19 protein-coding genes are annotated in these 22,691 nt (G+C 66.6%); 6 read left to right on the top strand and 13 right to left on the bottom strand.

Annotation, left to right across the window (positions count from 1 at the left end; all coding sequences use genetic code 11):
* The 6 genes from Q0263_RS12380 to rpsB form a co-directional block, all read right to left on the bottom strand.
* The gene (locus tag Q0263_RS12380; RefSeq protein WP_298016443.1) at nucleotides 1-840 is read right to left on the bottom strand and encodes a phosphatidate cytidylyltransferase; all 840 of its coding nucleotides are present in this window, start codon (nucleotides 838-840) and stop codon (nucleotides 1-3) included.
* An 11-nt stretch (nucleotides 841-851) separates the two neighbouring features.
* On the bottom strand, nucleotides 852-1,613 hold the full coding sequence (gene uppS, locus Q0263_RS12385) for a polyprenyl diphosphate synthase (RefSeq protein ID WP_298016446.1): 762 nt from the start codon (nucleotides 1,611-1,613) through the stop codon (nucleotides 852-854).
* A 28-nt stretch (nucleotides 1,614-1,641) separates the two neighbouring features.
* Nucleotides 1,642-2,202 carry a ribosome recycling factor gene (gene frr / locus Q0263_RS12390; protein WP_298016449.1) on the bottom strand — a complete coding sequence of 187 codons (561 nt, stop codon included), beginning with the start codon at nucleotides 2,200-2,202 and terminating at the stop codon, nucleotides 1,642-1,644.
* An 11-nt stretch (nucleotides 2,203-2,213) separates the two neighbouring features.
* Nucleotides 2,214-2,930, bottom strand: coding sequence for a UMP kinase (gene pyrH, locus Q0263_RS12395; protein ID WP_066455616.1), 717 nt, complete (start codon nucleotides 2,928-2,930; stop codon nucleotides 2,214-2,216).
* A 102-nt stretch (nucleotides 2,931-3,032) separates the two neighbouring features.
* Entirely contained in the window at nucleotides 3,033-3,908 is an 876-nt protein-coding gene (tsf, locus tag Q0263_RS12400) for a translation elongation factor Ts (protein WP_298016456.1), read from the bottom strand.
* 99 nt (nucleotides 3,909-4,007) lie between these two features.
* On the bottom strand, nucleotides 4,008-4,760 hold the full coding sequence (rpsB, locus tag Q0263_RS12405; RefSeq protein ID WP_298016458.1) for a 30S ribosomal protein S2: 753 nt from the start codon (nucleotides 4,758-4,760) through the stop codon (nucleotides 4,008-4,010).
* A 191-nt stretch (nucleotides 4,761-4,951) separates the two neighbouring features.
* Here rpsB and map point away from each other — a divergent pair, with 191 nt between their 5' ends.
* The 3 genes from map to Q0263_RS12420 are packed head-to-tail and all read left to right on the top strand — an operon-like array spanning nucleotide 4,952 to nucleotide 8,873.
* On the top strand, nucleotides 4,952-5,764 hold the full coding sequence (map, locus tag Q0263_RS12410; protein ID WP_298019069.1) for a type I methionyl aminopeptidase: 813 nt from the start codon (nucleotides 4,952-4,954) through the stop codon (nucleotides 5,762-5,764).
* A complete protein-coding gene (locus Q0263_RS12415; RefSeq protein ID WP_298016461.1) occupies nucleotides 5,761-8,394 on the top strand; it encodes a [protein-PII] uridylyltransferase in 2,634 nt (877 codons plus the stop codon). Before map ends, Q0263_RS12415 begins: the two co-directional genes overlap by 4 nt.
* Nucleotides 8,391-8,873, top strand: a complete 483-nt coding sequence (locus Q0263_RS12420) for a disulfide bond formation protein B (protein WP_298016464.1) — start codon at nucleotides 8,391-8,393, stop codon at nucleotides 8,871-8,873. Before Q0263_RS12415 ends, Q0263_RS12420 begins: the two co-directional genes overlap by 4 nt.
* Nucleotides 8,874-8,935: 62 nt before the next feature.
* Here the strand turns inward: Q0263_RS12420 and purF are convergent, their stop codons facing one another.
* The 7 genes from purF to aceE all read right to left on the bottom strand — a co-directional run bounded on the left by purF (nucleotide 8,936) and on the right by aceE (nucleotide 19,201).
* A complete protein-coding gene (purF, locus tag Q0263_RS12425) occupies nucleotides 8,936-10,441 on the bottom strand; it encodes an amidophosphoribosyltransferase (protein ID WP_298016467.1) in 1,506 nt (501 codons plus the stop codon).
* A gap of 14 nt (nucleotides 10,442-10,455) precedes the next feature.
* Nucleotides 10,456-10,944, bottom strand: coding sequence for a CvpA family protein (locus Q0263_RS12430; RefSeq protein WP_298016470.1), 489 nt, complete (start codon nucleotides 10,942-10,944; stop codon nucleotides 10,456-10,458).
* The gene (locus Q0263_RS12435) at nucleotides 10,941-11,738 is read right to left on the bottom strand and encodes an SPOR domain-containing protein (RefSeq protein ID WP_298016472.1); all 798 of its coding nucleotides are present in this window, start codon (nucleotides 11,736-11,738) and stop codon (nucleotides 10,941-10,943) included. The genes Q0263_RS12430 and Q0263_RS12435 overlap by 4 nt, the downstream gene beginning before the upstream one ends.
* A 113-nt stretch (nucleotides 11,739-11,851) precedes the next feature.
* Nucleotides 11,852-13,258, bottom strand: coding sequence for a bifunctional tetrahydrofolate synthase/dihydrofolate synthase (gene folC, locus Q0263_RS12440; protein WP_298016474.1), 1,407 nt, complete (start codon nucleotides 13,256-13,258; stop codon nucleotides 11,852-11,854).
* 72 nt (nucleotides 13,259-13,330) lie between these two features.
* Nucleotides 13,331-15,121, bottom strand: coding sequence for a dihydrolipoyl dehydrogenase (lpdA, locus tag Q0263_RS12445; RefSeq protein WP_298016476.1), 1,791 nt, complete (start codon nucleotides 15,119-15,121; stop codon nucleotides 13,331-13,333).
* A 10-nt stretch (nucleotides 15,122-15,131) separates the two neighbouring features.
* Nucleotides 15,132-16,475: a dihydrolipoyllysine-residue acetyltransferase gene (aceF, locus tag Q0263_RS12450; RefSeq protein WP_298016478.1), complete on the bottom strand. Its 1,344-nt coding sequence runs from the start codon at nucleotides 16,473-16,475 to the stop codon at nucleotides 15,132-15,134.
* Between the two features lie 14 nt (nucleotides 16,476-16,489).
* Nucleotides 16,490-19,201: a pyruvate dehydrogenase (acetyl-transferring), homodimeric type gene (gene aceE / locus Q0263_RS12455; protein ID WP_298016480.1), complete on the bottom strand. Its 2,712-nt coding sequence runs from the start codon at nucleotides 19,199-19,201 to the stop codon at nucleotides 16,490-16,492.
* 243 nt (nucleotides 19,202-19,444) lie between these two features.
* On the opposite strand from aceE, the gene Q0263_RS12460 reads away from it, so the two are divergent.
* Genes Q0263_RS12460 through folD form a run of 3 tightly spaced genes read left to right on the top strand, consistent with a single transcriptional unit; the run spans nucleotide 19,445 to nucleotide 22,670 of the window.
* Entirely contained in the window at nucleotides 19,445-21,193 is a 1,749-nt protein-coding gene (locus tag Q0263_RS12460; protein WP_298016482.1) for a PAS domain-containing sensor histidine kinase, read from the top strand.
* Nucleotides 21,190-21,819, top strand: coding sequence for a response regulator transcription factor (locus Q0263_RS12465; RefSeq protein WP_298016484.1), 630 nt, complete (start codon nucleotides 21,190-21,192; stop codon nucleotides 21,817-21,819). The genes Q0263_RS12460 and Q0263_RS12465 overlap by 4 nt, the downstream gene beginning before the upstream one ends.
* Complete coding sequence (folD, locus tag Q0263_RS12470; protein ID WP_298016486.1) at nucleotides 21,816-22,670, top strand: bifunctional methylenetetrahydrofolate dehydrogenase/methenyltetrahydrofolate cyclohydrolase FolD; 855 nt, start codon at nucleotides 21,816-21,818, stop codon at nucleotides 22,668-22,670. The genes Q0263_RS12465 and folD overlap by 4 nt, the downstream gene beginning before the upstream one ends.
* Nucleotides 22,671-22,691: the final 21 nt, after the last annotated feature.

The following is a 22,691-nucleotide window of genomic DNA, read 5'->3' on the forward strand; positions in this document are numbered from 1 at the left end:
TTATCCGATCAGCAGCAGAAGAATGGCGGCCGGCGCCACAGGCAGCACGGCATCGATCCGATCGTACACCCCGCCGTGCCCCGGCAGCAGCTGGCTGGAGTCCTTGACGCCCGCGCGGCGCTTCAACAGGGATTCGAACAGATCGCCGACGATGGACCAGGCGGCCAGCACGATGCCGGCCAGCGCCAGCGCGGGCCAGCCCAGACGCTGCTGCAGCAGCGCCCCGTAGCTGCCGGGCCACCAGGCGGCCGTGGCCAGCAGCCAGGCCGTGGCCGCCAGGACCCCGCCCGCCGCGCCTTCCCAGGTCTTGCCGGGACTGACGCGCGGAGCCAGTTTATGACGCCCCAGGCTGCGGCCGGCAAAATAGGCGGCGATATCGGCGCACCAGACCAGGGCCCAGAGGCTGATGAGCGCCCCCGCGCCATGCTGCAGGAAGACCCAGGACAAGGCATACCAGGTGGCCGCCAGCGCCAAGACCCCGGCCAGCGCCAGCCCGGCGGACGGACAGCGCTCCGGCACCCCGGCGCGCGCCACCATCCAGGGCGCGGGCAGCAGCCAGAAGACGACCGCCAGAGGCAGCAGAACCGTCTGGAACACGCGGTGCGCATCCGGCTGGCCGTCGACCAGCAGGCGCGATACGATGCCCAGGATACAGACGGCCAGGACGGCCGCCCCGCCGCGCGCCAGGGGATGCGGCCATACCAGCCGCCACCATTCCCACAGGGCGCAGCCCGTCATCAGCGTCAGCAGCGACAGCATGGGCCAGGGCGTGGGTGCGGAGACGGCGCCCGCAACGATCAGCAGCAGGACGATCGCGGTGAAGACTCTTTGACGCAACATGGAAGCCCCTTTCAGGTCTGCGCGCGCAATTGTTCGCTGGTGCGACCAAAGCGCCGTTCACGGTCACGATACCAGGCAAAGGCCTGATCGATGTCCTCAGCCCCGAAATCGGGCCAGTAACAGGGGGTGAAATACAGCTCGGTGTAGGCCAGCTGCCAGATCAGGAAATTGGAGATGCGCTGTTCGCCGCCGGTGCGGATGAACAGGTCGGGCTCGGGCGCGTAGGCCATGGCCAGCCGGGCGCCGAGGGCTTCCTCGTCCAGCCGTTCGGGGTGATCGGCCAGATCGGGGCGCTCCGCCAGCAGGGCTCGCGCGGCCTGCAGGATGTCCCAGCGCCCCCCGTAGTTGGCGGCGATGGTCAGCACCAGAGCGGATTGATCGGCGGTGCGCGCCTCGGCGTCGCGGATCAGATCCCGCAGCTTGTGATCGAAAGGCGTCAGATCGCCCACGATGCGCAGGCGCACGCCCTGAGCGATCAGCTTGTCGACTTCCTTTTCCAGGGTGCGCACGAACAGCTTCATCAGCAGCGAGACTTCCTGGGCCGGACGGCGCCAGTTCTCGGAACTGAAGGCGAACAGCGTCAGGTATTCGACGCCCCGGCGCCCGCAGGCCTCGACGGCGCGGCGCACGGCCTGCACGCCGCGCACATGGCCCGCCGTGCGCGGCAGCATGCGCTGCGTGGCCCAGCGGCCGTTGCCATCCATGATGATGGCCACATGTCGGGGGATCTGTCCGGTCGCGGGAATGCTGCGCGTGGAGCTGGCCTGGGTCATGCCGCTGTGAGCCATCGGAAGACGGCGGTCAGACCGTCATGATCTCGGCTTCCTTCTGGGAGACGAGCTTGTCGACATCGGCCACGTAGCGGTCGGTGAGTTTCTGGATGTCGTCCTGGCCGCGGCGCTCGTCGTCCTCGGAGATCTCCTTGTCCTTGAGCAGCTTCTTCAGCGCATCGTTGGCGTCGCGGCGCAGGTTGCGCACGGCGACCTTGGCGTCCTCGCCTTCGCCTCGCACGACCTTGGTCAGGTCGCGGCGGCGCTCTTCGGTCAGGGCCGGCATGGGCACGCGGATGTTGTCGCCCATGGCGATGGGATTGAGGCCCAGGTCGGATTCGCGGATGGCCTTGTCCACCGCCGCCCCCATGGTCTTTTCCCAGACCTGGACGCTGAGCGTGCGGGCGTCGATGACGGTGACGTTGGCCACCTGGCTGATCGGCACGGGAGAACCGTAATATTCCACCAGGACGTGATCCAGGATGCCCGCATGAGCGCGGCCGGTACGGATCTTGCCCAGACTGGTCTTCAGGGATTCGATGGTTTTACCCATGCGCTCGTCGGCCGAGCGTCGAATGTCGGAAAGGCTCATGAGGGGTGTTCCTATACCTGAACCAGGGTGCCTTCGTCCTCGCCGCAGACGACGCGGCGCAGGGCCCCGGGTTTATTGATCGAAAAGACTTTGATGGGCAGCTTCTGGTCGCGGCACAAGGCGAAGGCCGTCGCATCCATGACTTCCAGGCGGCGCACGATGGCCTCGTCGAAGCTGATGCGCGAGTAACGGGTGGCGTTCGGGTCCTTGTTGGGATCGGCGCTGTAGATGCCGTCGACCTTGGTGGCCTTGAGGACCATTTCCGCGCCGATTTCGGCGCCGCGCAGGGCCGCCGCGGTGTCGGTCGTGAAGAAAGGGTTGCCGGTGCCGGCCGCGAAGATCACGACCTTGCCTTCTTCCAGGTAACGCAGCGCCTTGGGGCGGATGTAGCGTTCGACCACCTGGTCGATGTTCAGGGCCGACTGCACGCGGGCATCCACGCCGTGGTTCTTCAGGGCATCCTGCAGGGCCAGCCCGTTCATGACGGTGGCCAGCATGCCCATGTAGTCGGCGGTGGCCCGGTCCATGCCCTGGGCGCCCGGCGCCACGCCCCGGAAAATGTTGCCGCCGCCGATCACGACGGCCAATTGCACTCCGAGCGACACGATGCCGTGAATTTCTTCGGTCATGCGAAGAATGGTCGCGCGGTTGATGCCGAAGGCATCACCCCCCATCAGCGCCTCGCCCGACAATTTCAGAAGGACGCGCTTGTAGGCTGGATTTGACATGCACCAGGTTCCTGGAAGGACGAAACGGAAAAAACGGGTGGAGCAGACGTGCAACGGCACCGCGCACGCGGCGCGATGCCATCGTACCTGAATCGGAAGAAATCAGGAACCGCTGGCGGCAGCGGCGACTTCGGCGGCGAAGTCCTCGGATTTCTTCTCGATGCCCTCGCCCACCACGAACAGCGTGTAGCGGTTGATGCGGGCGCTCTTTTCCTTGAGCATCTGCTCGACGGACTGCTTGTCGTTCTTCACGAAGGGCTGCGACAGCAGCGTGACTTCCTTGAGGAACTTCTGCACGGCGCCTTCGACCATCTTGGTGACGATCTCGGCCGGCTTGCCCGATTCGGCGGCCTTCTGCTCGGCGACCGAGCGTTCGGCGGCGATCAGGGCCGGATCCACGCCGCCCGCGTCCAGGGCGCGGGGCTTGGTGGCGGCGATGTGCATGGCCAGATCCTTGCCGACTTCCTCGGCGCCGGCGAAGTCCACCAGCACGCCAATGCGCCCGCCGTGCACGTAGCTGTTCAGGCCGTCCACGGTTTCAAAGCGCTGGAAGCGGCGCACGGACATGTTTTCGCCGATCTTGCCGATCAGGGCCGTGCGGGTGGTTTCGACGGTGCCCTCGCCCATGGCGCACTGGCCCAGGGCGGCGACGTCGGCCGGATTGTGTTCGGAGACCAGGCGGGCCAGATCATTGACGAAGGCGACGAAATCGTCGTTCTTGGCGACGAAGTCGGTTTCGCAGTTGACTTCGACCAGAGCGCCGGTCTTGCCGTCGGCGGCGATGTACAGGCCGATCAGGCCTTCGGCCGTGACGCGGTTGGCGGCCTTGGAGGCCTTGCTGCCGAGCTTGACGCGCAGCAGTTCTTCAGCTCGGGCCAGGTCGCCCTCGGCTTCCGTCAGGGCCTTCTTGCATTCCATCATGGGCGCGTCGGTCTTTTCGCGCAGTTCCTTGACCATGGCAGCGGTGATTTGAGCCATTCGATTCTCCTGTTCGATCAATGCAGATACCGGCTGGTGCCGGTATCGGACTGGCTGGCGCGGAACGAGCCCGCGCCAGGGGGGACGAGGGACGAGGACTTATTCCTCGTGCTGATCCTGCTCGACCTCGATGAATTCCTCGCCTTCGGCCAGTTCTTCGACCAGGCCATTGAGGCTCTGCTCACGACCGGCCAGGACGGCGTCCGCCATGCCGCGGGCATACAGGGCGATGGCCTTGCTGGAATCGTCGTTGCCGGGGATGACGTAGTCGATGCCTTCGGGCGAATGGTTGGTGTCCACCACGCCGACCACCGGGATGCCCAGGGTGCGTGCTTCGGCCACGGCGATCTTGTGGTAGCCCACGTCGATGATGAACAGGGCGTCGGGCAGGGTGTTCATGTCCTTGATGCCGCCGATGGACTTGTTCAGCTTGACCAGTTCGCGTTCGAACATGAGCGCTTCTTTCTTGCTCATGTGCTCGGTGGCGCCTTCGGCCTGCTGGGCTTCCATGTCCTTCAGGCGCTTGATGGAGGTCTTGACCGTCTTGAAGTTGGTCATCATGCCGCCCAGCCAGCGGCTGTCGACGTAGGGCATGCCGCAGCGCTGGGCTTCGGCCGCCACCAGTTCGCGGGCGGAGCGCTTCGTGCCCACGAAGAGCACGTTGCCGCCGCGGGCCGCCACCTGGCGCACGAATTGCGTGGCTTCCAGGTACTTTTCAACCGTGCGTTCCAGGTTGACGATGTGAATCTTGTTGCGCTGGCCGAAAATGTATTCGGCCATTTTCGGGTTCCAGTAACGGGTCTGGTGGCCAAAGTGCACACCAGCTTCCAGCATTTCACGCATGAGGCTCATGGAATGGATCTCCAAAGGGTTTGGTCTTGTACATGGCCAGCATCCGGGACTAACATGTCCTGCATCCAAGACGCACTCGGTCTTGCAGGCAAGGGCTAGTCAAAGACACCCATGGTAGGCCATGCACGCTATTTACAGCGAAGCCTATAATTCTACTATTCTTCCTACATTTTCAGCAAGCTTCTCCCATGATTCCATTGATCACAGACCCCCAGGAACTCGACCAGATGCGCGCCGCCTGCCAGGCGGCCGCCAGCATTCTGGACTATCTGGAACCCCATGTGCGCCCGGGCGCCACCACCGGGGAACTCGAGCGTCTGTGCATGGACTACCTGACCAACGTGCTGCACGTGAAGTCCGCCACGGTCGGCTACGCGCCGCCGGGCTACCCGCCCTACCCGGCTTCCATCTGCATCTCGGTCAACCACGTCATCTGCCACGGCATCCCCGGCGACAAGGTTCTGAAGAACGGCGACATCCTGAACATGGACATCACCATCATCAAGGACGGCTGGTTCGGCGACACCAGCCGCATGTACTACGTGGGCGAACCCACCATCCTGGGCCGGCGCCTGGCGGAAACCACCTATGAATGCATGTGGCTGGGCATCGAGCAGGTGCGCCCCGGCGCCACCCTGGGCGACGTCGGCCACGCCATCCAGCAGCATGCCGAAAAAGCCGGCTTTTCCGTCGTGCGCGAATACTGCGGCCACGGAGTCGGCCGGCGCTTCCACCAGGATCCCCAGGTGCTGCACTACGGCAAGCCGGGCACCGGGCTGCGCCTGGAACCCGGCATGATCTTCACCATCGAGCCCATGATCAACGCCGGCCGCCGCGAGATCCGCACCCTGGCCGACCAATGGACGGTGGTGACGCGCGACCACAGCCTGTCGGCGCAGTGGGAGCACAGCATCCTGGTGACGGATGACGGCTATGAAGTGCTGACCGTCTCGCCCGGCATGCCGGCTCCTCCCGCGTTCGCCAAAGCCGCCGCCTCTGCATGATCTCCTCGCCGCAGGACGGCGTCGCAGCCTTGCGCTGCCGCCTGCAGACACGCCGCGCCGAAGCCGTCGAGGCCTATCGCCGCCACCTGCGGCCGGAACCCCTGCTGACGGCCCTGCGCCGGATCGCGGACGAACAGGTCCGCGAACTGCTGAAGATCCATCCCGTCCCCCGGGGGGCCTGCGTGGCCGCCGTGGGGGGCTATGGACGCGGCGAACTCTACCCTGGCTCGGATCTGGACATCCTCATCCTGCTGGAACACAGCCCGGACGCCGATGACCGCGACCGCATCGAAACCCTGATCGCCGCGCTGTGGGACGCCGGGCTGGAGCCCGGCCACAGCGTGCGCACCGTATCGCAGTGCCGGCACGAGGCCGCCGCCGACATCACGGTCCAGACCGCCCTGCTGGAAGCCCGCTGGCTGGCGGGCAGCCGCGGTCTGTTCCAGCAGTTCCGCGACCAGATGCAGGCGGACCTGGACCCGCGCGAATTCTATCTGGCCAAGCGGACCGAGATGCAGCAGCGCCATGTCCGCCACCAGGACACGCCCTACGCGCTGGAACCCAACTGCAAGGAAGCCCCCGGAGGCCTGCGCGACCTGCAGGTGCTGCTATGGCTGGCGCGGGCCGCGGGCCTGGGCGCCAGCTGGAAGGAAGTCGCCAGGACAGACCTGCTGACGCCGGCCGAATTCCGTTCGCTGCGCCGGGCGGAACGGGCCTTCAAGCGCCTGCGCATCGAACTGCATCTGCTGGCGGGCCGGCGCGAAGACCGGGTGCTGTTCGATCTGCAACCGCGTCTGGCGCACATCTACGGCTTCACGGACCAGCCCCACCGCCGCGCCAGCGAACTGCTGATGCAGCGCTACTACTGGGCGGCGCGGGTGGTCTGCCAGGTCAACCGGCTGCTGATGCAGAGCCTGGAAGAACACCTGTTCCCCCAGCCGCAGACCCGCACCGTGAACCTGGACGACGATTTCTGCGTGCGCCGAGACCACTTGGCGCTGCGGCGCCCCGACGCCTTCGAGCGCAACCCGGCCCTGCTGCTGCGCGTCTTCCTGGTGATGCAGCAGCACCCGGAACTGCAGGGCATGGCGGCGGGCACGCTGCGCGCCATCTGGCACGCGCGGCGGCGCATCGACCCGCAGTTCCGCGACAATCCGGTCAACCGGCGGCAGTTCCTGCAGATCCTGCAGCAGCCGCGCGGCATCGTCCACGCCCTGCGCGACATGACGATGTGGAACATCCTGCCGCGCTACCTGCCGGTCTTTCGCCGCATCGTCGGACAGATGCAGCACGACCTGTTCCACGCCTACACGGTGGACCAGCACATCCTGATGGTGATCCGCAATCTGCGCCGCTTCACCATGCCGGAACACGCCCAGGAATACCCCCTGGCCAGCCAACTGATCGCCGACCTGGACGAGCACTGGCTGCTGTACGTGGCCGCGCTGTTCCACGACATCGCCAAAGGCCGCGGGGGCGATCATTCCCAGCTGGGCGCCGCCGAAGTCCGCCGCTTCGCCCGCCAGCACCAGCTGCCGCGCGACCAGGCGGACCTGCTGGAGTTCCTGGTGCGCGAACATCTGACGCTCTCGCAGGTGGCGCAGAAGCGCGACCTGAGCGACCCGCGCGTCATCCATGAATTCGCCACCCGGGTAGGCACGCAGCGCCGCCTGGCCGCCCTGTATCTGTTGACGGTGGCCGACATCCGCGGCACCAGCCCGCGCGTCTGGAACGCTTGGAAGGGCAAGCTGCTGGACGACCTGTACCACCAGACCCTGGCGGCCCTGGGGGGCGCCCGCCCCGACACCGGCACCATCCTGGCCCTGCGCAAGGACGCGGCCGCCGCCGAGATCCGCCGCATGGGGCTGCGCGACGAGAGCCGGGACGCCTTCTGGTCGCAGCTGGACGTCGCCTACTTCCTGCGCCACGACGCCAACGAGATCGCCTGGCACACGCGGCACCTGTACCACTGCTTCCAGGGGCCGGACCCCGTGGTCCGGGCGCGTGTCCTGGGACAGAGCGAAGCCCTGCAGATCCTGGCCTATGCGCCGGACCGCGCCGACCTGTTCATGGACATCTGCTCCTATTTCGACCGGCACGGGCTGAGCATCCAGGACGCCCGCATCCACACGACGCGCCAGGGCTGGGCGCTGGACAGCTTCATCGTGCTGCTGCCCGACGCGGACCGCGACTACCGCTCCCACGCCAGCCTGATCGAACACGAGTTGCGGGCATCCCTGACGGCGCCGCCTGGGTCTCAGCCGCCCCCTTCCGCCGCGCGACGGGGATCGCGGCGCTCGCGGGTCTTTCCCATCATGCCCAGCATCACCCTGCAGGCGGACGAACAGGGCGGCACCTGGCGCCTGTCCGTCACCTCGGCCGACCGCGTGGGCCTGCTGCGCGATCTGGCCCGGGTGTTCACCCGCCACGGCGTCAATCTGAAGATGGCGAAGATCATGACCCTGGGCGACCGGGTCGAGGACATCTTCATCCTGCAGGGCGCCATTCTGGAACAAACGCGCGGCCAGCTCCAGTTCGAACGCCACGTCTTCGATGCCCTGACGGTCGAAACCGACAGGGCGCCCATTCCCGGACTCGATCCGGCCACTCCACTCACTGATCCATCATGAAAACCAGTTCATCCGATCGCACCCTGAGAGCCGTTTCCCTGCTGTGCCTGGCGGCGGTGGGCATCGCCCTGATCTCGCAGCACGTCTTCAACATGCGGCCCTGCGCCTGGTGCGTGCTGCAGCGCCTGATCCTGCTGGCCATCGCGGCGGTCTGCGGCCTGGCCGGCACCGGCTGGGGCTCGACCCTGGCGCGGCGGATCGGCGCCGCGCTGGGGGCCGTGCTGGGCGTCTGCGGCATCGTCGCCGCCTGGTACCAGTATTCCGTCGCCAGCAATGCCTTTTCCTGCGCCCAGACCTTCGCCGATCGCTTCATGTCCGGCTCCGGGCTGGACGCCGCCCTGCCCTGGTTGTTCGGCATCTACGCCAGCTGCGCGGACGCGCGCGTGAGCCTGCTGGGCATCGAATACGCGCTCTGGGGGCTGATGCTGTTCGCGGTCTGCGCGGCGCTGTGCGCCTGGGTGCTGGTGCGGGAAAAGTAGCGGGCCGCCGCGAATAGACGGACTCCGGCCGCAGGCTGCACAGCGTGGGGGCGCCTCGTCCGTCAGTTGTCGTCCGCCAGGGCCGGCGTCATGGCGCCGGAGCGGATGGGCAGGCCTCGCGTCTGGCTCAGGCGCTCCAGATAGGCGGCATCGATGTCGCCCGTGACGTACCGCCCGTTGAAACACGAGGACTCGAAGTCCCGCATCGCCGGATTCAGGTCGCGCAGCGACTGCTCCAGATCGTCCAGGTCCTGGTAGACCAGGCTGTCGGCGCCGATTTCCCGGGCGATCTGGTCCGTGTCGCGGCCCGTGGCGATCAGTTCGGCCTGGGTCGGCATGTCGATGCCATAGACGTTGGGATAGCGCACGGCCGGGGCGGCCGATGCGAAATAGACCTTGTTGGCGCCGGCGGCACGGGCCATGTCCACGATTTCCCGGCTGGTGGTGCCGCGCACGATGGAATCGTCCACCAGCAGCACGTTCTTGCCCCGGAATTCCAGATCGATCGCGCTGAGCTTCTGACGCACGGATTTCTTGCGCACCGCCTGGCCGGGCATGATGAACGTGCGTCCGACGTAGCGGTTCTTGATGAAGCCCTCGCGGTAGTTCAGCCCCAGGCGGGAAGCCAGCTGCATGGCCGACGGCCGGGACGAGTCCGGAATCGGCATGACCACGTCCACCTCGCCCAGCCGCAGGGTCTTGGCGACCTTGTCGGCCAGGTATTCCCCCATGTGCAGACGGGCGTCATAGATGGAAATCCCGTCCATGATGGAATCCGGGCGGGCGAAGTACACGTATTCGAAGACGCAGGGGGTCTGCGCGGCGTCGGCGTCCCCGCACAGTTCGTGGCTGACCTCGCCATCCTCGGTGATCACCAGCGCTTCTCCCGGGGCGACGTCGCGCACCAGCGTAAAGCCGCTGCCCGTCAGCGCCACCGATTCGGAGGCCAGCATCCATTCGGGACCGGCATCCGTATCGTGGCAGCCCAGGCACAGAGGACGGATGCCATGCGGATCCCTGAAAGCCACCAGGCCGAAGCTGCTGATGCGGGCAATCACGGCATAGGCGCCCTTGGCCCGGCGGTGGACCGCCCGCACCGCCTGGAAGACCGCGTTGGCGTCCAGCGTGACGCCGTTGGAGGCCTGCTGCAATTCGTGGGCGAAGACGTTCAGCAGGACTTCGGAATCCGAATTGGTGTTGATGTGGCGCCGGTCGTGCTTGAACAGGGCCTCGCGCAGTTCGCGCCAGTTGGTCAGATTGCCGTTGTGCACGAAGGTGATGCCGAACGGGGCATTGACGTAGAAGGGCTGGGCCTCGTCCACGCTGGCGCTGGACCCGGCCGTGGGATAGCGCACCTGCCCCACCCCGCTGTTGCCGGGCAGCGCCCGCATGTTGCGTGTGCGGAAGACGTCGCGCACCAGGCCGTGGGCCTTGTGCATGCTGAAGAACTGGTCGTGCGCCGTGGCGATGCCGGCGGCGTCCTGGCCCCGGTGCTGCAGCAGCAGCAGGCTGTCATAGATCAGCTGATTGACCGGGCTGGTGCCCATGACACCGACGATTCCACACATGGTTGAGTTCCGAACTAGTAGGGAAGTAGCTGCGCCACATCGGCGGGCAACAGGAATTTGACTTGCTGAAAGCCTTTGGTGAGCGCCGCCGACGTGCGGGCCTGCTGCCACCAGGGCTCGCGGGGAAGTTCCGTGTAGCCGGCCAGCCCGACCAGCGCCAGCACCAGCACCAGGCCTCGCACCGCGCCGAACACGGCGCCCAGGCCATGATCGGCGGGCGTCAGGCCGGTGCGGTCCACCAGGGCGCCCAGCGCCATGTTCAGCAGCCCGACGGCCAGCAGCGCCAGGATGAACACCGCGCCATAGGCCGCCAGCGTGCGCAACAGACCGTTCTCGATCAGGGTGTCGAGCCACTGCGAGGCCGTCGGCCCCCACCAGATGGCGGCGACGAAGGCGGCGACATAGGCGACCAGGGACAGGACTTCCCGCAGGAAGCCGCGCAGCAGGCCGATCAGGCTGGACACCACCACGATCGTCAGGACGATGTAGTCGAAGCTGGTCACTTGTCGGAGATCAGGCCGTTCTGATACCCCAGCGCGCGCAGGCGGGCCTGGGCCGCTTGCGCGGCTTCGTGAGAGCTGAACGGGCCCACGCGCAGACGATAGACGGTGCGCCCGCCCGACTGCCCGCGTTCGACGTAGGCGTCGCTCACCCCCGACTGGCGCAGGCTGTCGCGGCGGTTCTGGGCATCCTGTTCGACCGTGTAGGCCGCCACCTGCAGGTAATAGCGCCCCTGTCCGGATGACGGAGCCGTGCTGCCGCGCGAGGAGCTTGCGGGGGCTTTGCCCGCCAGCAGGGCCAGCGCCACGGAGCCGTCGTCGGTGCGTTCGCCGGATTTGGCGCCGGACTTGGCCGGTTTTTCCGCATCGCCGGGTTTCTTTGCGGCCGTGGAAGGCGCGGCGGGCGGCGCGGGAGGTTTGGCCGCGGGCGTTTCAGGGGCGGCGGGCGCGGCGGGCGACGTCGCAGCCCCTAGTTGACCATTCTGGGCAGCAGCGGCAGGCGATCCCGGAGCGGGTGTTTCCGTCACCGGACCGCCGGGCTGCCCGCCGTTCTGGGCGAGTGTGCCGCCGATGGCATTGTCGGCCGGCGGCGCCGTGGAGGGCGCCGCGGCGTCCGCGGGAGCGGGCGTGCTGGCGGGAGGCGGCAGACCGGGGGGCGTGGCGGGCACGACCACCGGCGCATGCGTGTCGTCCGGCACGGGTTCGTCGAACAGCCAGGGCACCACGATGAAAGCGGCCAGCACCAGAGCAAGCGCGCCGATCAGTCGACGGCGCGCCTTGCCGCGCAATTCTTTCAACTGAGCCTCGCTGGCGCCACCGGCACGCGTCGCGCGTTTCCCCGTGTCAGTCCCATGACGAAAAAGCATCGTGCAGCTTACCCGTTAGCAAGGGCGGAGACGTTCCCGCCCGGTCAAGAGAGGACGTCCCTGCCTTCCTGGCGCAGGACCTGAAGTACCGGGCCGACCGTCGCGAATGACCCGAACACGAGAATTCTATCATTGTCGCCCGCCAGCTTCCGGGCCTCGGCAAAGGCTTGTTCCGGACTGTCAAAAGTCGAAACGAGCACGTCCCGGGCCGCCACGGCCGGCCGGGGGGCCGCCCGCACGCCGGGCTTGTGGTCCTGGCGCGTGACTTCCGTAGCCTGCGCCACGAAGGGATCCACGGGGGCCGCGTCGCCGGCGATGCGATGCACGACGTCGGCCAGTTCCTGCGCGGTGGTGCCGCGCGGTCCGCCCAGCGTCGCGCACAGCCAGCGGTCCACCCGGCGCGACAGGCGCGACAACGTGGCTTCGATGTCCTTGTCGTGCAGCATGCCGACCACGGCATAGGTATGCGGATAATGCCCCATGCTGTCCAGGTTCTGCCCCAGGGCGGCGGCGGCATGGGGGTTGTGGCCGACGTCCAGGATGGTGGCCGGCAGCCCCGGCAGGATCTGCATGCGCCCGGGCAGGCTGACGTGCAGCAGGCCCTGGCGCACGTTCTGCTGGGTGACCACCAGGCGGTCGCGCAGGTTTTCCAGGGCCGCCAGGGCGGCCGAGGCGTTCAGCAGCTGGTTGGCGCCGCGCAGGGCCGGATAGCCCAGAGCGTTGCGGCGCTGGCTGCGCCCGCCGTAGGCCCACTGCTGACGATCGCCGGAATAGTTGAAATCGATGCCGACGCGCCACAGATCCGCGCCGATCTCGGCGGCGTAGTCGATGACGGTCTGGGGCGGTACGGGATCGGCGCAGATCGCCGGCTTGCCGGGGCGGAAGATGTGCGCCTTTTCCCAGCCGATGGCCTCCCGGGTGTTGCCCAGGTAGGCCATGTGATCCAGGTCCACGCTGGTCAGGATGGCGCAGTCCGTGTCGATCAGATTGACGGCGTCCAGGCGCCCGCCCAGGCCGACTTCCAGCACGACCACGTCCAGGCTGGACGCCTGGAACAGCAGCAGGGCCGCCAGCGTCGTCATCTCGAAATAGGTCAGCGTGATCTCGCCGCGCGCGGCCTCGATGCGTTCAAGCTGCGCGACGATCTCCGCATCCGGGGCCTCCTGGCCGTTGACGCGGATGCGTTCGTTGAAGCGCAGCAGGTGCGGCGAGGTGTATTGCCCGACCCGATAGCCCGCATCCAGCAGGATGGCTTCCAGCATGGCGCAGGTGGAACCCTTGCCGTTGGTGCCCGCCACGGTGATCTTGACGCACTCCAGGGAAAGCTCCAAGCGCCGGGACACCGCCCGGATCCGGTCCAGGCCCAGATCGATGGCCTTGGGATGCAGAGTTTCCAGATAAGCCAGCCAATCGGCCAGCGCAGCGCCTTGGGCGGGAGCAATCGATGACATGAGAATGAAAATCACAAAGAAAACGGCAGGTGCCGATATTAGCACCTGCCGTCCTCTTTCTTGGGGATATCCCTATTTTTTCCGCGCGGGGGGCACGTCCGTGCAGTGGCCGTCGGCCACTTCGGCGGCCATGCCGACGGATTCGCCCAGGGTCGGGTGCGGGTGGATGGTCTTGCCGATATCCACGGAATCCGCGCCCATCTCGATGGCCAGGACGATTTCGCTGATCAGGTCGCCCGCATGGGTGCCGACGATGCCGCCCCCCAGGATGCGACCGGTCTCGGCGTCGAACAGCAGCTTGGTGAAGCCCTCGTCGCGGCCATTGGCGATGGCCCGCCCGGAGGCCTGCCAGGGGAACAGGCCTTTCTTCAGGGCGACGCCCTGCTTCTTGGCTTCTTCCTCGGTCAGGCCGACCCAGGCGACTTCCGGATCCGTATAGGCGACGGACGGGATCACGCGAGCGTCGAAACAGGCCTTCTCGCCCGCGATCGCTTCGGCGGCGACGTGCGCTTCATGCACGGCCTTGTGGGCCAGCATGGGCTGCCCCACGATGTCGCCGATGGCGTAGATGTGCGGCACGTTGGTGCGCATCTGCTTGTCCACGGCGATGAAGCCCCGGTCGCCGACCGCCACCCCGGCGTTCTCCGCGCCGATCTTCTTGCCGTTGGGCGAGCGGCCCACGGCCTGCAGGACCAGGTCGTAGCGCTGGGGCTCCTTCGGGGCGGCTTCGCCCTCGAAGGTCACCCAGATGCCGTCGTCCTTGGCCTCGGCGGCCACGGTCTTGGTGTTCAGCATGACGTGGTCGAAGCGCTTGGCATTCATCTTGTCCCAGACCTTGACCAGGTCGCGGTCCGCGCCCGTCATCAGGGTGGGCAGCATTTCCACGACGTCCAGGCGGGCGCCCAGCGCGGAATAGACCGTGCCCATTTCCAGGCCGATGATGCCCCCGCCGATGATCAGCATGCGCTGGGGGATGGACTTGAGCGCCAGCGCCCCGGTGGAGTCGACGATGCGCGGATCGTCGGGCAGGAACGGCAGCTTCACGGACTGGCTGCCGGCGGCGATGATGGCCGAGGCGAACTTCACCGTGGTCTTGCCGCCGTCGTCCTTGGTCACCGTCAGGTGATGCGGATCGGCGAAGGCGCCGACGCCCTGGACGACCGTGACCTTGCGGGCCTTGGCCATGCCGGCCAGGCCGCCGGTCAGCTTGCCGACCACGCCGTCCTTGTAGCCGCGCAGGGCATCCAGGTCGATCTTGGGTTCGGCGAAGCTGATGCCGTGGCCCGCCAGCGACTTGGCTTCTTCCAGCACGCCCACGGTGTGCAGCAGCGCCTTGGACGGAATGCAGCCGACGTTCAGGCAGACCCCGCCCAGGGTGGCGTAGCGTTCGACCAGCACCACCTTCAGGCCCAGGTCGGCGGCGCGGAAGGCGGCCGAATAGCCGCCCGGCCCGGCGCCCAGGACCAGCACGTCGCAATCCGAGTCCGCCGTGCCGGCGAACTGGGCGGCCGTCGGAGCCGGCGCCGCGGGCTGGGCGGCGGGCGCCGCCGCGGCAGGCGCGGGCGCGGGCGCCGCAGCGGGAGCTGCGGCAGGTTCGCCGGCCGGCGCCGCCTTGGCGGCGCCGCCTTCGGCTTCCACGCGCAGGATCGTCGTGCCCTGCGCGACCTTGTCGCCGACCTTGACGAGGATCTCCTTGACCACCCCGCCCTGATCGGCCGGGATTTCCATGGAGGCCTTGTCGGATTCCACCGTGATCAGGCTTTGCTCGGGGGCGATGGTATCGCCCACGGCCACCAGAAGTTCGATCACGTCGACCTGGTCGAAGTCGCCGATGTCCGGAACGTTGATGTCGATCAGACTCATGCGTGCCCCCTTACAGGATGATGCGGCGGAAGTCCGCCAGCAGGCCAGCCAGATAGGCGTTGAAGCGGGCCGCGGCCGCGCCGTCGATCACGCGGTGATCGTAGGACAGCGACAGCGGCAGCATCAGGCGCGGCTGGAAGGCCGAGCCGTCCCAGACAGGCTGCATGGTCGAGCGCGACACCCCCAGGATGGCCACTTCCGGCGCATTGATGATGGGGGTGAAGTCGGTGCCGCCGATCCCGCCCAGGGACGAAATCGAGAAGCAGCCGCCCTGCATCTGCGCCGGCGACAGTTTCCCGTCGCGGGCCAGGGCCGCCAGTTCGGACGTCTCGGTGGCCAGTTGCAGCACGCCTTTCTTGTCGGCGTCGCGGATCACCGGCACGACCAGGCCGTTGGGCGTATCCGCGGCAAAGCCGATATGGAAGTAGCGCTTCAGCACCAGATTGTCGCCGTCCAGGGACGCATTGAATTCCGGGAACTTCTTCAAGGCCGCCACGACCGCCTTGATCAGGAAGGCCAGCATGGTGACTTTGACGCCGGCCTTCTTGTTTTCCGCATTCAGTTGCTGGCGCAGGGCTTCCAGGTCGGTGATGTCGGCCACGTCGTTGTTGGTGACGTGCGGGATCATGACCCAGTTGCGATGCAGGTTGGCGCCGGAGATCTTCTTGATGCGCGACAGCGGCTTGGATTCGATCTCGCCGAACTTGGCGAAATCGACCTTGGGCCAGCCCAGCACGCTGAAGCCTTCGCCGGCCGGCAGTGTCGAGCCCACCGGGCTGGCGCCGCCCGTGGCCAGCGCCTGCTTCACATAGGCCCGCACGTCGTCGGCGGTGATGCGGTTCTTCGGTCCGGTGCCGCTGACCTGGGCCAGATTGACCCCCAGTTCGCGGGCGAACTGCCGCACCGACGGCGAGGCATGCGGCAGGTTGCGCAGCGGCACGTCGGCCTCGGCGAACGCGGCGGTCGGCGACGTGCGATCCGGTGTGCTGGAGGCCATGGTCGGCGCGGGCGCCGGGGCCGGGGCGGCTTCTTCGGCCTTGGCGGCCGGCGCCGCTTCGGAGGCCGGCTGGGCCTGCGCCTTGGGGGCCTCGTCGGCGGGCTTGGCGGCCGCGCCCTCGGCGGCTTCCACTTCCAGGATCACGGAACCTTCCGCGACCTTGTCGCCTACCTTGACCTTGACGGCCTTGACCACCCCGCCCTGCGAGGCGGGAATTTCCATGGAGGCCTTGTCGGATTCCACGGTGATCAGGCTCTGTTCGGCCTGGATCGTATCGCCCACGGCGACCAGGACTTCGATGACGTCGACCTGGTCGAAATCACCGATGTCGGGGACTTTGATTTCCACGATGCTCATGTTCCTCGTCCTCCTCAGGCGTGGTGCGGGTTGGCCTTGTCGGACTCAATCCCGTATTTGGCAATGGCTTCGGCGCATTTCTTGATGTCGATCGAGCCCTCGTCGGCCAGGCTGCGCAGGGCGGCCAGCACGATGAAGTGACGGTCGATCTCGAAGTGCTTGCGCAGTTCGGAGCGGAAGTCCGAACGGCCGAAACCGTCGGTGCCCAGGACCTTGAAGTGACGCCCGTCGGGGATGAAGGGACGGATCATGTCGCCATAGGCCTTCATGTAGTCGGTCGAGACGATGATCGGGCCCTGCGTACCCTTCAGCTGCTGGGTCACGTACGCTTCCTGAGCCGGCTCGGTCGGGTGCAGCAGGTTGTGGCGCTCCACGTCCAGGCCGTTGCGGCGCAGTTCGGAGAAGCTGGTGGCGCTCCAGACGTCGGAGGTCACGCCCCAATCCTTTTCCAGCAGTTCCTGGGCCGCCATGACTTCGCGCAGGATCGTGCCCGAACCCATCAGCTGCACGTGGGTCTTCTTGGACGCCTTGGCGCTGGACTGCAGCTTGTACATGCCGCGCAGGATGCCGTCCTCGTCGCCGGCCTTCAGACCGGGATGGGCGTAGTTCTCGTTCATCACCGTGATGTAGAAGAACACGTCTTCCTGGTCGTGCATCATGCGCTGCAGACCGCTGCGGATGATGACCGCGACTTCGTGGGCGAAGGCCGGATCGTAGGCCACGCAGTTGGGGATCAGGGACGCCTGGATGTGGCTGTGGCCGTCTTCGTGCTGCAGGCCTTCGCCGTTCAGGGTCGTGCGACCCGCCGTGCCGCCCAGCACGAAGCCGCGCGCCAGCATGTCGCCCGCCGCCCAGGCATGATCGCCAAAGCGCTGGAACCCGAACATCGAATAGTAGATGAAGAACGGGATCATGATGGTGTTGCTGACGGAATACGACGTCGCCGCGGCAACCCAGGAGCTGAAGCCGCCGGCCTCGTTGATGCCTTCCTGCAGCAACTGGCCGTTTTCCGCTTCGCGGTAGTACATCACCTGGCCCTTGTCGACCGGCACGTACTTCTGACCTTCCGGCGCGTAGATGCCGATCTGGCGGAACAGGCCTTCCATGCCGAAGGTGCGCGATTCGTCCACCAGGATGGGCACGACGCGCGGAGCGAGGTCCTTGTCGCGCAGGATCTGGTTGAGCACCCGCACGAAGGCCTGGGTCGTGGAGATTTCCCGGCCTTCCGCGGTGGGTTCCAGCACGGCCTTGAAGGCATCCAGCGGCGGCACCGGCAGGGACTGGTCGGCCTTGGCGCGGCGGTGCGGCAGGTAGCCGCCCAGCGCCTTGCGGCGTTCATGCATGTACTTCATTTCCGGCGAGTCTTCAGCCGGCTTGAAGAAGGGGATTTCCTCGACCTTGTCGTCGGGAATGGGGATGTTGAAGCGGTCGCGGAATTCGCGCACCGAATCGATGTCCAGCTTCTTCTGCTGATGGGTGGGGTTCTTGGCCTGGCCGACGTGGCCCATGCCGTAGCCCTTGATGGTCTTGGCCAGGATGACGGAAGGCTGGCCCTTGTGGCCGGCGGCGGCGGCGAAGGCCGCGTAGACCTTGTGCGGATCGTGGCCGCCGCGGTTTAGACGCCAGACGTCTTCGTCGCTCATGCGGCTGACCATTTCCAGCAGCTTCGGATGCTTGCCGAAGAATTTCTCGCGCACGAACTTGCCGTCGTTGGCCTTGTAGGCCTGGTATTCGCCGTCCACGGTTTCTTCCATGACGCGGCGCAGGATGCCTTCCTTGTCGCGGGCGAACAGGGGATCCCAATAACCGCCCCAGATGAGCTTGAGCACATTCCAGCCGTTGCCGCGGAAGGCGCCTTCGAGTTCCTGGATGATCTTGCCGTTGCCGCGCACAGGGCCGTCCAGGCGCTGCAGGTTGCAGTTGACGACGAAGATCAGGTTGTCGAGCTTCTCGCGGGAAGCCAGGCCGATGGCGGCCAGGGTTTCGGGCTCGTCGATCTCGCCGTCGCCCACGAAGACCCAGACCTTGCGCTGGGCCGTGTCGGCCAGCCCGCGGGCATGCAGGTACTTCAGAAACCGGGCCTGGTAGATGGCCATCATGGGGCCAAGGCCCATGGACACCGTCGAGAACTGCCAGAAATCGGGCATCAGCTTGGGGTGCGGGTAGGAGGACAGGCCCTTGCCCTTGCCGCCGACTTCCTGGCGGAAGTAGTTCAGGTTTTCCTCGGTCAGGCGGCCTTCCAGGAAGGCGCGCGAATACATGCCCGGGGACGAGTGGCCCTGGAAGTAGACCAGATCGCCGCCGTGATCGGGCGATTCGGCGTGCCAGAAGTGGTTCTGGCCGCATTCGATCATGGTCGCCAGCGAGGCGAAGGAGGCAATGTGGCCGCCCAGGCTGCCGCCGTCGGCCGGTTCATGTTTGTTGGCCTTGACCACCATGGCCATGGCGTTCCAGCGGATGTAGGAACGGATGCGCTCTTCGAGCACCATGTTGCCCGGGTGCGGGGGCTCCAGCCCCGGAGGGATGGTGTTGACATAGGCCGTGTTCAGGGAATACGGGATATGCGCACCGGAACGGCGGGCGAGATCGATCAAGCTTTCAATCAGGAAGTGGGCGCGTTCGGCGCCCTCCCGATCGAGCACGGCTTCGAGCGCGTCGAGCCATTCCTGGGTTTCCTGCCGATCGGGGTCCGCCACGGCGGCCTGAGCTTGTTCAAGAGAGGACATAAGGTGTGTCTCCTGTGTGGTTCGAGGGCGCGACCACACATCGCGCCTGCCTGAAAATTACGCCGGATGCAAAGGATGTCCCGAACACGAATGCGTCCAGGGGTCCGGCACCTGTGCCCATTCTAGGAAAGACCCCGGTTCCGCACAAGCGAAATTTCATCTCGTGGTGTGAATTTTTATTATGTGAAAAATTGAATACTGATTTCGCGTCTAAAATGACGCAATCGCAAGACCATCATGGCCATGGCAAACCCGAACCGCAAGTCCCTGATCCCGACGACATTCTATGAGCATGCCCGTCATAGCCGCCGTCTGTACTGGCTGACGCCGGCCGTCGTGCTGGTGTTGTACCTGTGCGTCATGGGGGCCTTCATCTGGCTGCAGCACCTGCAAAGCGACAGCGTGATGTTCGTCACCATCGATCAGGAAACCCGGCAGCAGCGGCTGATGATGGTGGTCTTCGCCCTGTCGCTGGTGATCATCTTCAGCCTGCTGGCCCTGTGGCGCTACACGCGCTTTCGCACCCAGGCCGAGGCCGCCCTGATCGCGGAAACCGGCTTCCGCCGCGCCATGGAAAATTCCATGTCCACCGGGATGCGGGTGTTCGACATGCAGGGCCGCATCGCCTACGTGAACCCGGCATTCTGCCGCATGATCGGCTGGAACGAGGCCGACCTGATCGGCCGCACCGCCCCCTTCCCCTACTGGCTGCCGGGACGCCACGACCACCACCGCGAGACCCTGGCGCAGCTGCTGTCGGGCCGCACCCCCAGCAGCGGCCTGGAAATCGAGGCCCAGCGCCGCGACGGGTCCCGCTTCACCGCCCGCATGTACGTGTCGCCGCTGCGCGACCCCAAGGGCGAACAGATCGGCTGGATGACGTCCATGACCGACATCACCGAGCCCAAGCGCATCCGCGAAGCCCTGACCGCCGCGCACGAACGATTCATGACCGTGCTGGAAGGCCTGGACGACGCCATTTCCGTGGTGGCGGACACCCCCGAAGGCCTGGAACTGCTGTTCGCCAACCGCACCTACCGGCGCCTGTTCGGCGCCCAGACCAGCGGCCACGCGCAGCTGCTGGGCGGGCGCCTAGGCCGGTTCACCGACGAGACCATGGAACTGTTCTCGCCCACGGCCGAACGCTGGTTCGAAGTCCACCACCGCATGCTGGCATGGACGGACTCGCGGCGCGTGCGCCTGCAGGTGGCCCGCGACATCACCGAGCGCCGCAAGCACGAGGAAGAATCCCGCGTGCAGCAGGAAAAGGCCCAGCTGACCAGCCGCCTGACCACCATGGGCGAGATGGCCTCGTCCCTGGCGCACGAACTGAACCAGCCCCTGACGGCCATCAGCAACTACAACATGGCGGCCGTGGCCATGGTGAAATCGGGCAAGGCGCCCGCCGAATCGCTGCTGCAAGCGCTGGAAAAGGCATCCCAGCAGGCCGAACGGGCCGGAAAGATCATCAGCCGCATCCGCGAGTTCGTCAAACGCAGCGAGCCGCGGCGCCAGGCGGTGGAGCTGACCCGCATCGTGGAAAACGCCGTGGGCTTCGCCGACATCGACGCGCGCAAGCGGCAAATCGACATCGTCCAGAGCCTGCCCGACCCCATGCCCGAAGTGCTGGCCGACCCGATCCTGATCGAACAGGTGCTGCTGAACCTGCTGAAGAACGGCGTCGAAGCCATGGAGCACAGCGAATACCGCAGCCTGCACGTGAACATCACCGACCAGGATCCGCAGATCGAGATCGCCGTGATCGACCGGGGCCACGGCCTGCGCAATCCCGACCGCCTGTTCGAGCCTTTTTACAGCACCAAATCCGAAGGCCTGGGCATGGGCCTGAATATCTGCCGTACCATTATCGAATCGCATCACGGGCGCCTGTGGGCCAGCCCGAATCCGGAAGGCGGGACCATATTCCGCTTTACCCTGCCCAAGGCGCCCCCGAGCGCACAAATAGAATCCACGGAGGAAACGCAAGCATGACCGACCCTCAAGTCTCCAGCATCATCTACATCGTCGACGACGACGAGGCTGTCCGCGACTCCTTGCGCTGGCTGCTCGAAGCCAACGGCTACGCCGTGCGCAGCTTCGCCGGCGCCGAGGAATTCCTGGACGCCTACAACCCCGACCAGACCGCGGTTCTGATCGCCGACGTGCGCATGCCCGGCATGAGCGGCCTGGAACTGCAGGAAACCCTGATCGCCCGCAAGGCCCCCCTGCCCATCGTCTTCATCACCGGCCACGGCGACGTCCCCATGGCCGTCTCCACCATGAAGAAAGGCGCCGTCGACTTCCTGGAAAAACCGTTCAACGAGGCCGACCTGCGGCGCATCGTCGCCGGCATGCTGGCCCAGGCCACCGAACGCGTCCGCGAAGCCCAGGCGCAGCGCGACCAGCAGGCCGTGCTGGGGCGCCTGACGGCCCGCGAACAGCAGGTGCTGGAACGCATCGTGGCCGGCCGCCTGAACAAGCAGATCGCCGGCGACCTGAACATCAGCATCAAGACGGTCGAGGCGCACCGCGCCAACATCATGGAAAAACTGGAAGTCACCACCGTGGCCGACCTGATGAAGATCGCCCTGACCCGCACCGAGGAAGCCGGATCATGAGCGCCCGCATCATCGACGGCAAGGCCCTGTCCGCGCGCGTCCGCGCCGACGTGGCACAACGCGTCCAGGCGCTCAGGCAGCGGGGCGTCACCCCCGGCCTGGCCGTGGTGCTGGTGGGCGACAACCCCGCCTCGCAAGTCTACGTGCGCAACAAGGCGGCGGCCTGCGAGGCCGCCGGCATGCTGTCGCGCGTCATCCCGCTGGGTGCGGACACGCCCGAAGGCGAACTGCTGGACGTCATCGAGGCGCTGAATGCGGATCCCGCCATCCACGGCATCCTGGTGCAGCTGCCGCTGCCGGGCCACATCGACACCGGCCTGGTCATCGAAACCATCAGCGCATCCAAGGACGTCGACGGCTTTCACGTCAGCAACGCCGGCCTGCTGATGACCGGCCGGCCGCTGTTCCGGCCCTGCACGCCCTACGGCGTCATGAAGATGCTGGAATCCGAGAACGTGCCGCTGCGCGGCGCCGAAGCCGTCATCGTCGGGGCCAGCAACATCGTCGGCAAGCCCATGGCCATGCTGCTGCTGGCGGCCGGCGCCACCGTGACCCTGTGCAACTCCAAGACCCGCGACCTGGCCGCCCAGACGCGGCGCGCCGACGTGCTGGTGGTCGCCACCGGCAAGCCCGGCATCGTCCAGGGCGACATGGTCAAGCCCGGCGCCGTGGTCATCGACGTGGGCATCAACCGCCTGCCCTCGGGCAAGCTGACCGGCGACGTGGATTTCGAATCCGCCGCGAGGACGGCCGCCGCCATCACGCCGGTGCCGGGCGGCGTGGGCCCCATGACCATCGCCATGCTGCTGGTCAACACCCTCGAAGCCGCAGAACGTACGCTACAGACTTGAAATCGGGGCCTTGCGCCCCCA

The organism is uncultured Castellaniella sp., assembly GCF_937988725.1.
Taxonomy (GTDB): domain Bacteria; phylum Pseudomonadota; class Gammaproteobacteria; order Burkholderiales; family Burkholderiaceae_B; genus Castellaniella.

What these genes read in the sequence shown, in the direction of transcription:
- Q0263_RS12420 (WP_298016464.1), top strand. Translation starts at nt 8,391, where the DNA reads ATGAAAACCAGTTCATCCGATCGCACCCTGAGAGCCGTTTCCCTGCTG.
- frr (WP_298016449.1), bottom strand. Translation starts at nt 2,202, where the DNA reads ATGAGCCTTTCCGACATTCGACGCTCGGCCGACGAGCGCATGGGTAAA.
- Q0263_RS12465 (WP_298016484.1), top strand. Translation starts at nt 21,190, where the DNA reads ATGACCGACCCTCAAGTCTCCAGCATCATCTACATCGTCGACGACGAC.
- aceE (WP_298016480.1), bottom strand. Translation starts at nt 19,201, where the DNA reads ATGTCCTCTCTTGAACAAGCTCAGGCCGCCGTGGCGGACCCCGATCGG.
- folC (WP_298016474.1), bottom strand. Translation starts at nt 13,258, where the DNA reads ATGTCATCGATTGCTCCCGCCCAAGGCGCTGCGCTGGCCGATTGGCTG.
- folD (WP_298016486.1), top strand. Translation starts at nt 21,816, where the DNA reads ATGAGCGCCCGCATCATCGACGGCAAGGCCCTGTCCGCGCGCGTCCGC.
- Q0263_RS12415 (WP_298016461.1), top strand. Translation starts at nt 5,761, where the DNA reads ATGATCTCCTCGCCGCAGGACGGCGTCGCAGCCTTGCGCTGCCGCCTG.
- purF (WP_298016467.1), bottom strand. Translation starts at nt 10,441, where the DNA reads ATGTGTGGAATCGTCGGTGTCATGGGCACCAGCCCGGTCAATCAGCTG.
- lpdA (WP_298016476.1), bottom strand. Translation starts at nt 15,121, where the DNA reads ATGAGTCTGATCGACATCAACGTTCCGGACATCGGCGACTTCGACCAG.
- Q0263_RS12380 (WP_298016443.1), bottom strand. Translation starts at nt 840, where the DNA reads ATGTTGCGTCAAAGAGTCTTCACCGCGATCGTCCTGCTGCTGATCGTT.
- uppS (WP_298016446.1), bottom strand. Translation starts at nt 1,613, where the DNA reads ATGACCCAGGCCAGCTCCACGCGCAGCATTCCCGCGACCGGACAGATC.
- Q0263_RS12460 (WP_298016482.1), top strand. Translation starts at nt 19,445, where the DNA reads ATGGCAAACCCGAACCGCAAGTCCCTGATCCCGACGACATTCTATGAG.
- pyrH (WP_066455616.1), bottom strand. Translation starts at nt 2,930, where the DNA reads ATGTCAAATCCAGCCTACAAGCGCGTCCTTCTGAAATTGTCGGGCGAG.
- tsf (WP_298016456.1), bottom strand. Translation starts at nt 3,908, where the DNA reads ATGGCTCAAATCACCGCTGCCATGGTCAAGGAACTGCGCGAAAAGACC.
- aceF (WP_298016478.1), bottom strand. Translation starts at nt 16,475, where the DNA reads ATGAGCATCGTGGAAATCAAAGTCCCCGACATCGGTGATTTCGACCAG.
- rpsB (WP_298016458.1), bottom strand. Translation starts at nt 4,760, where the DNA reads ATGAGCCTCATGCGTGAAATGCTGGAAGCTGGTGTGCACTTTGGCCAC.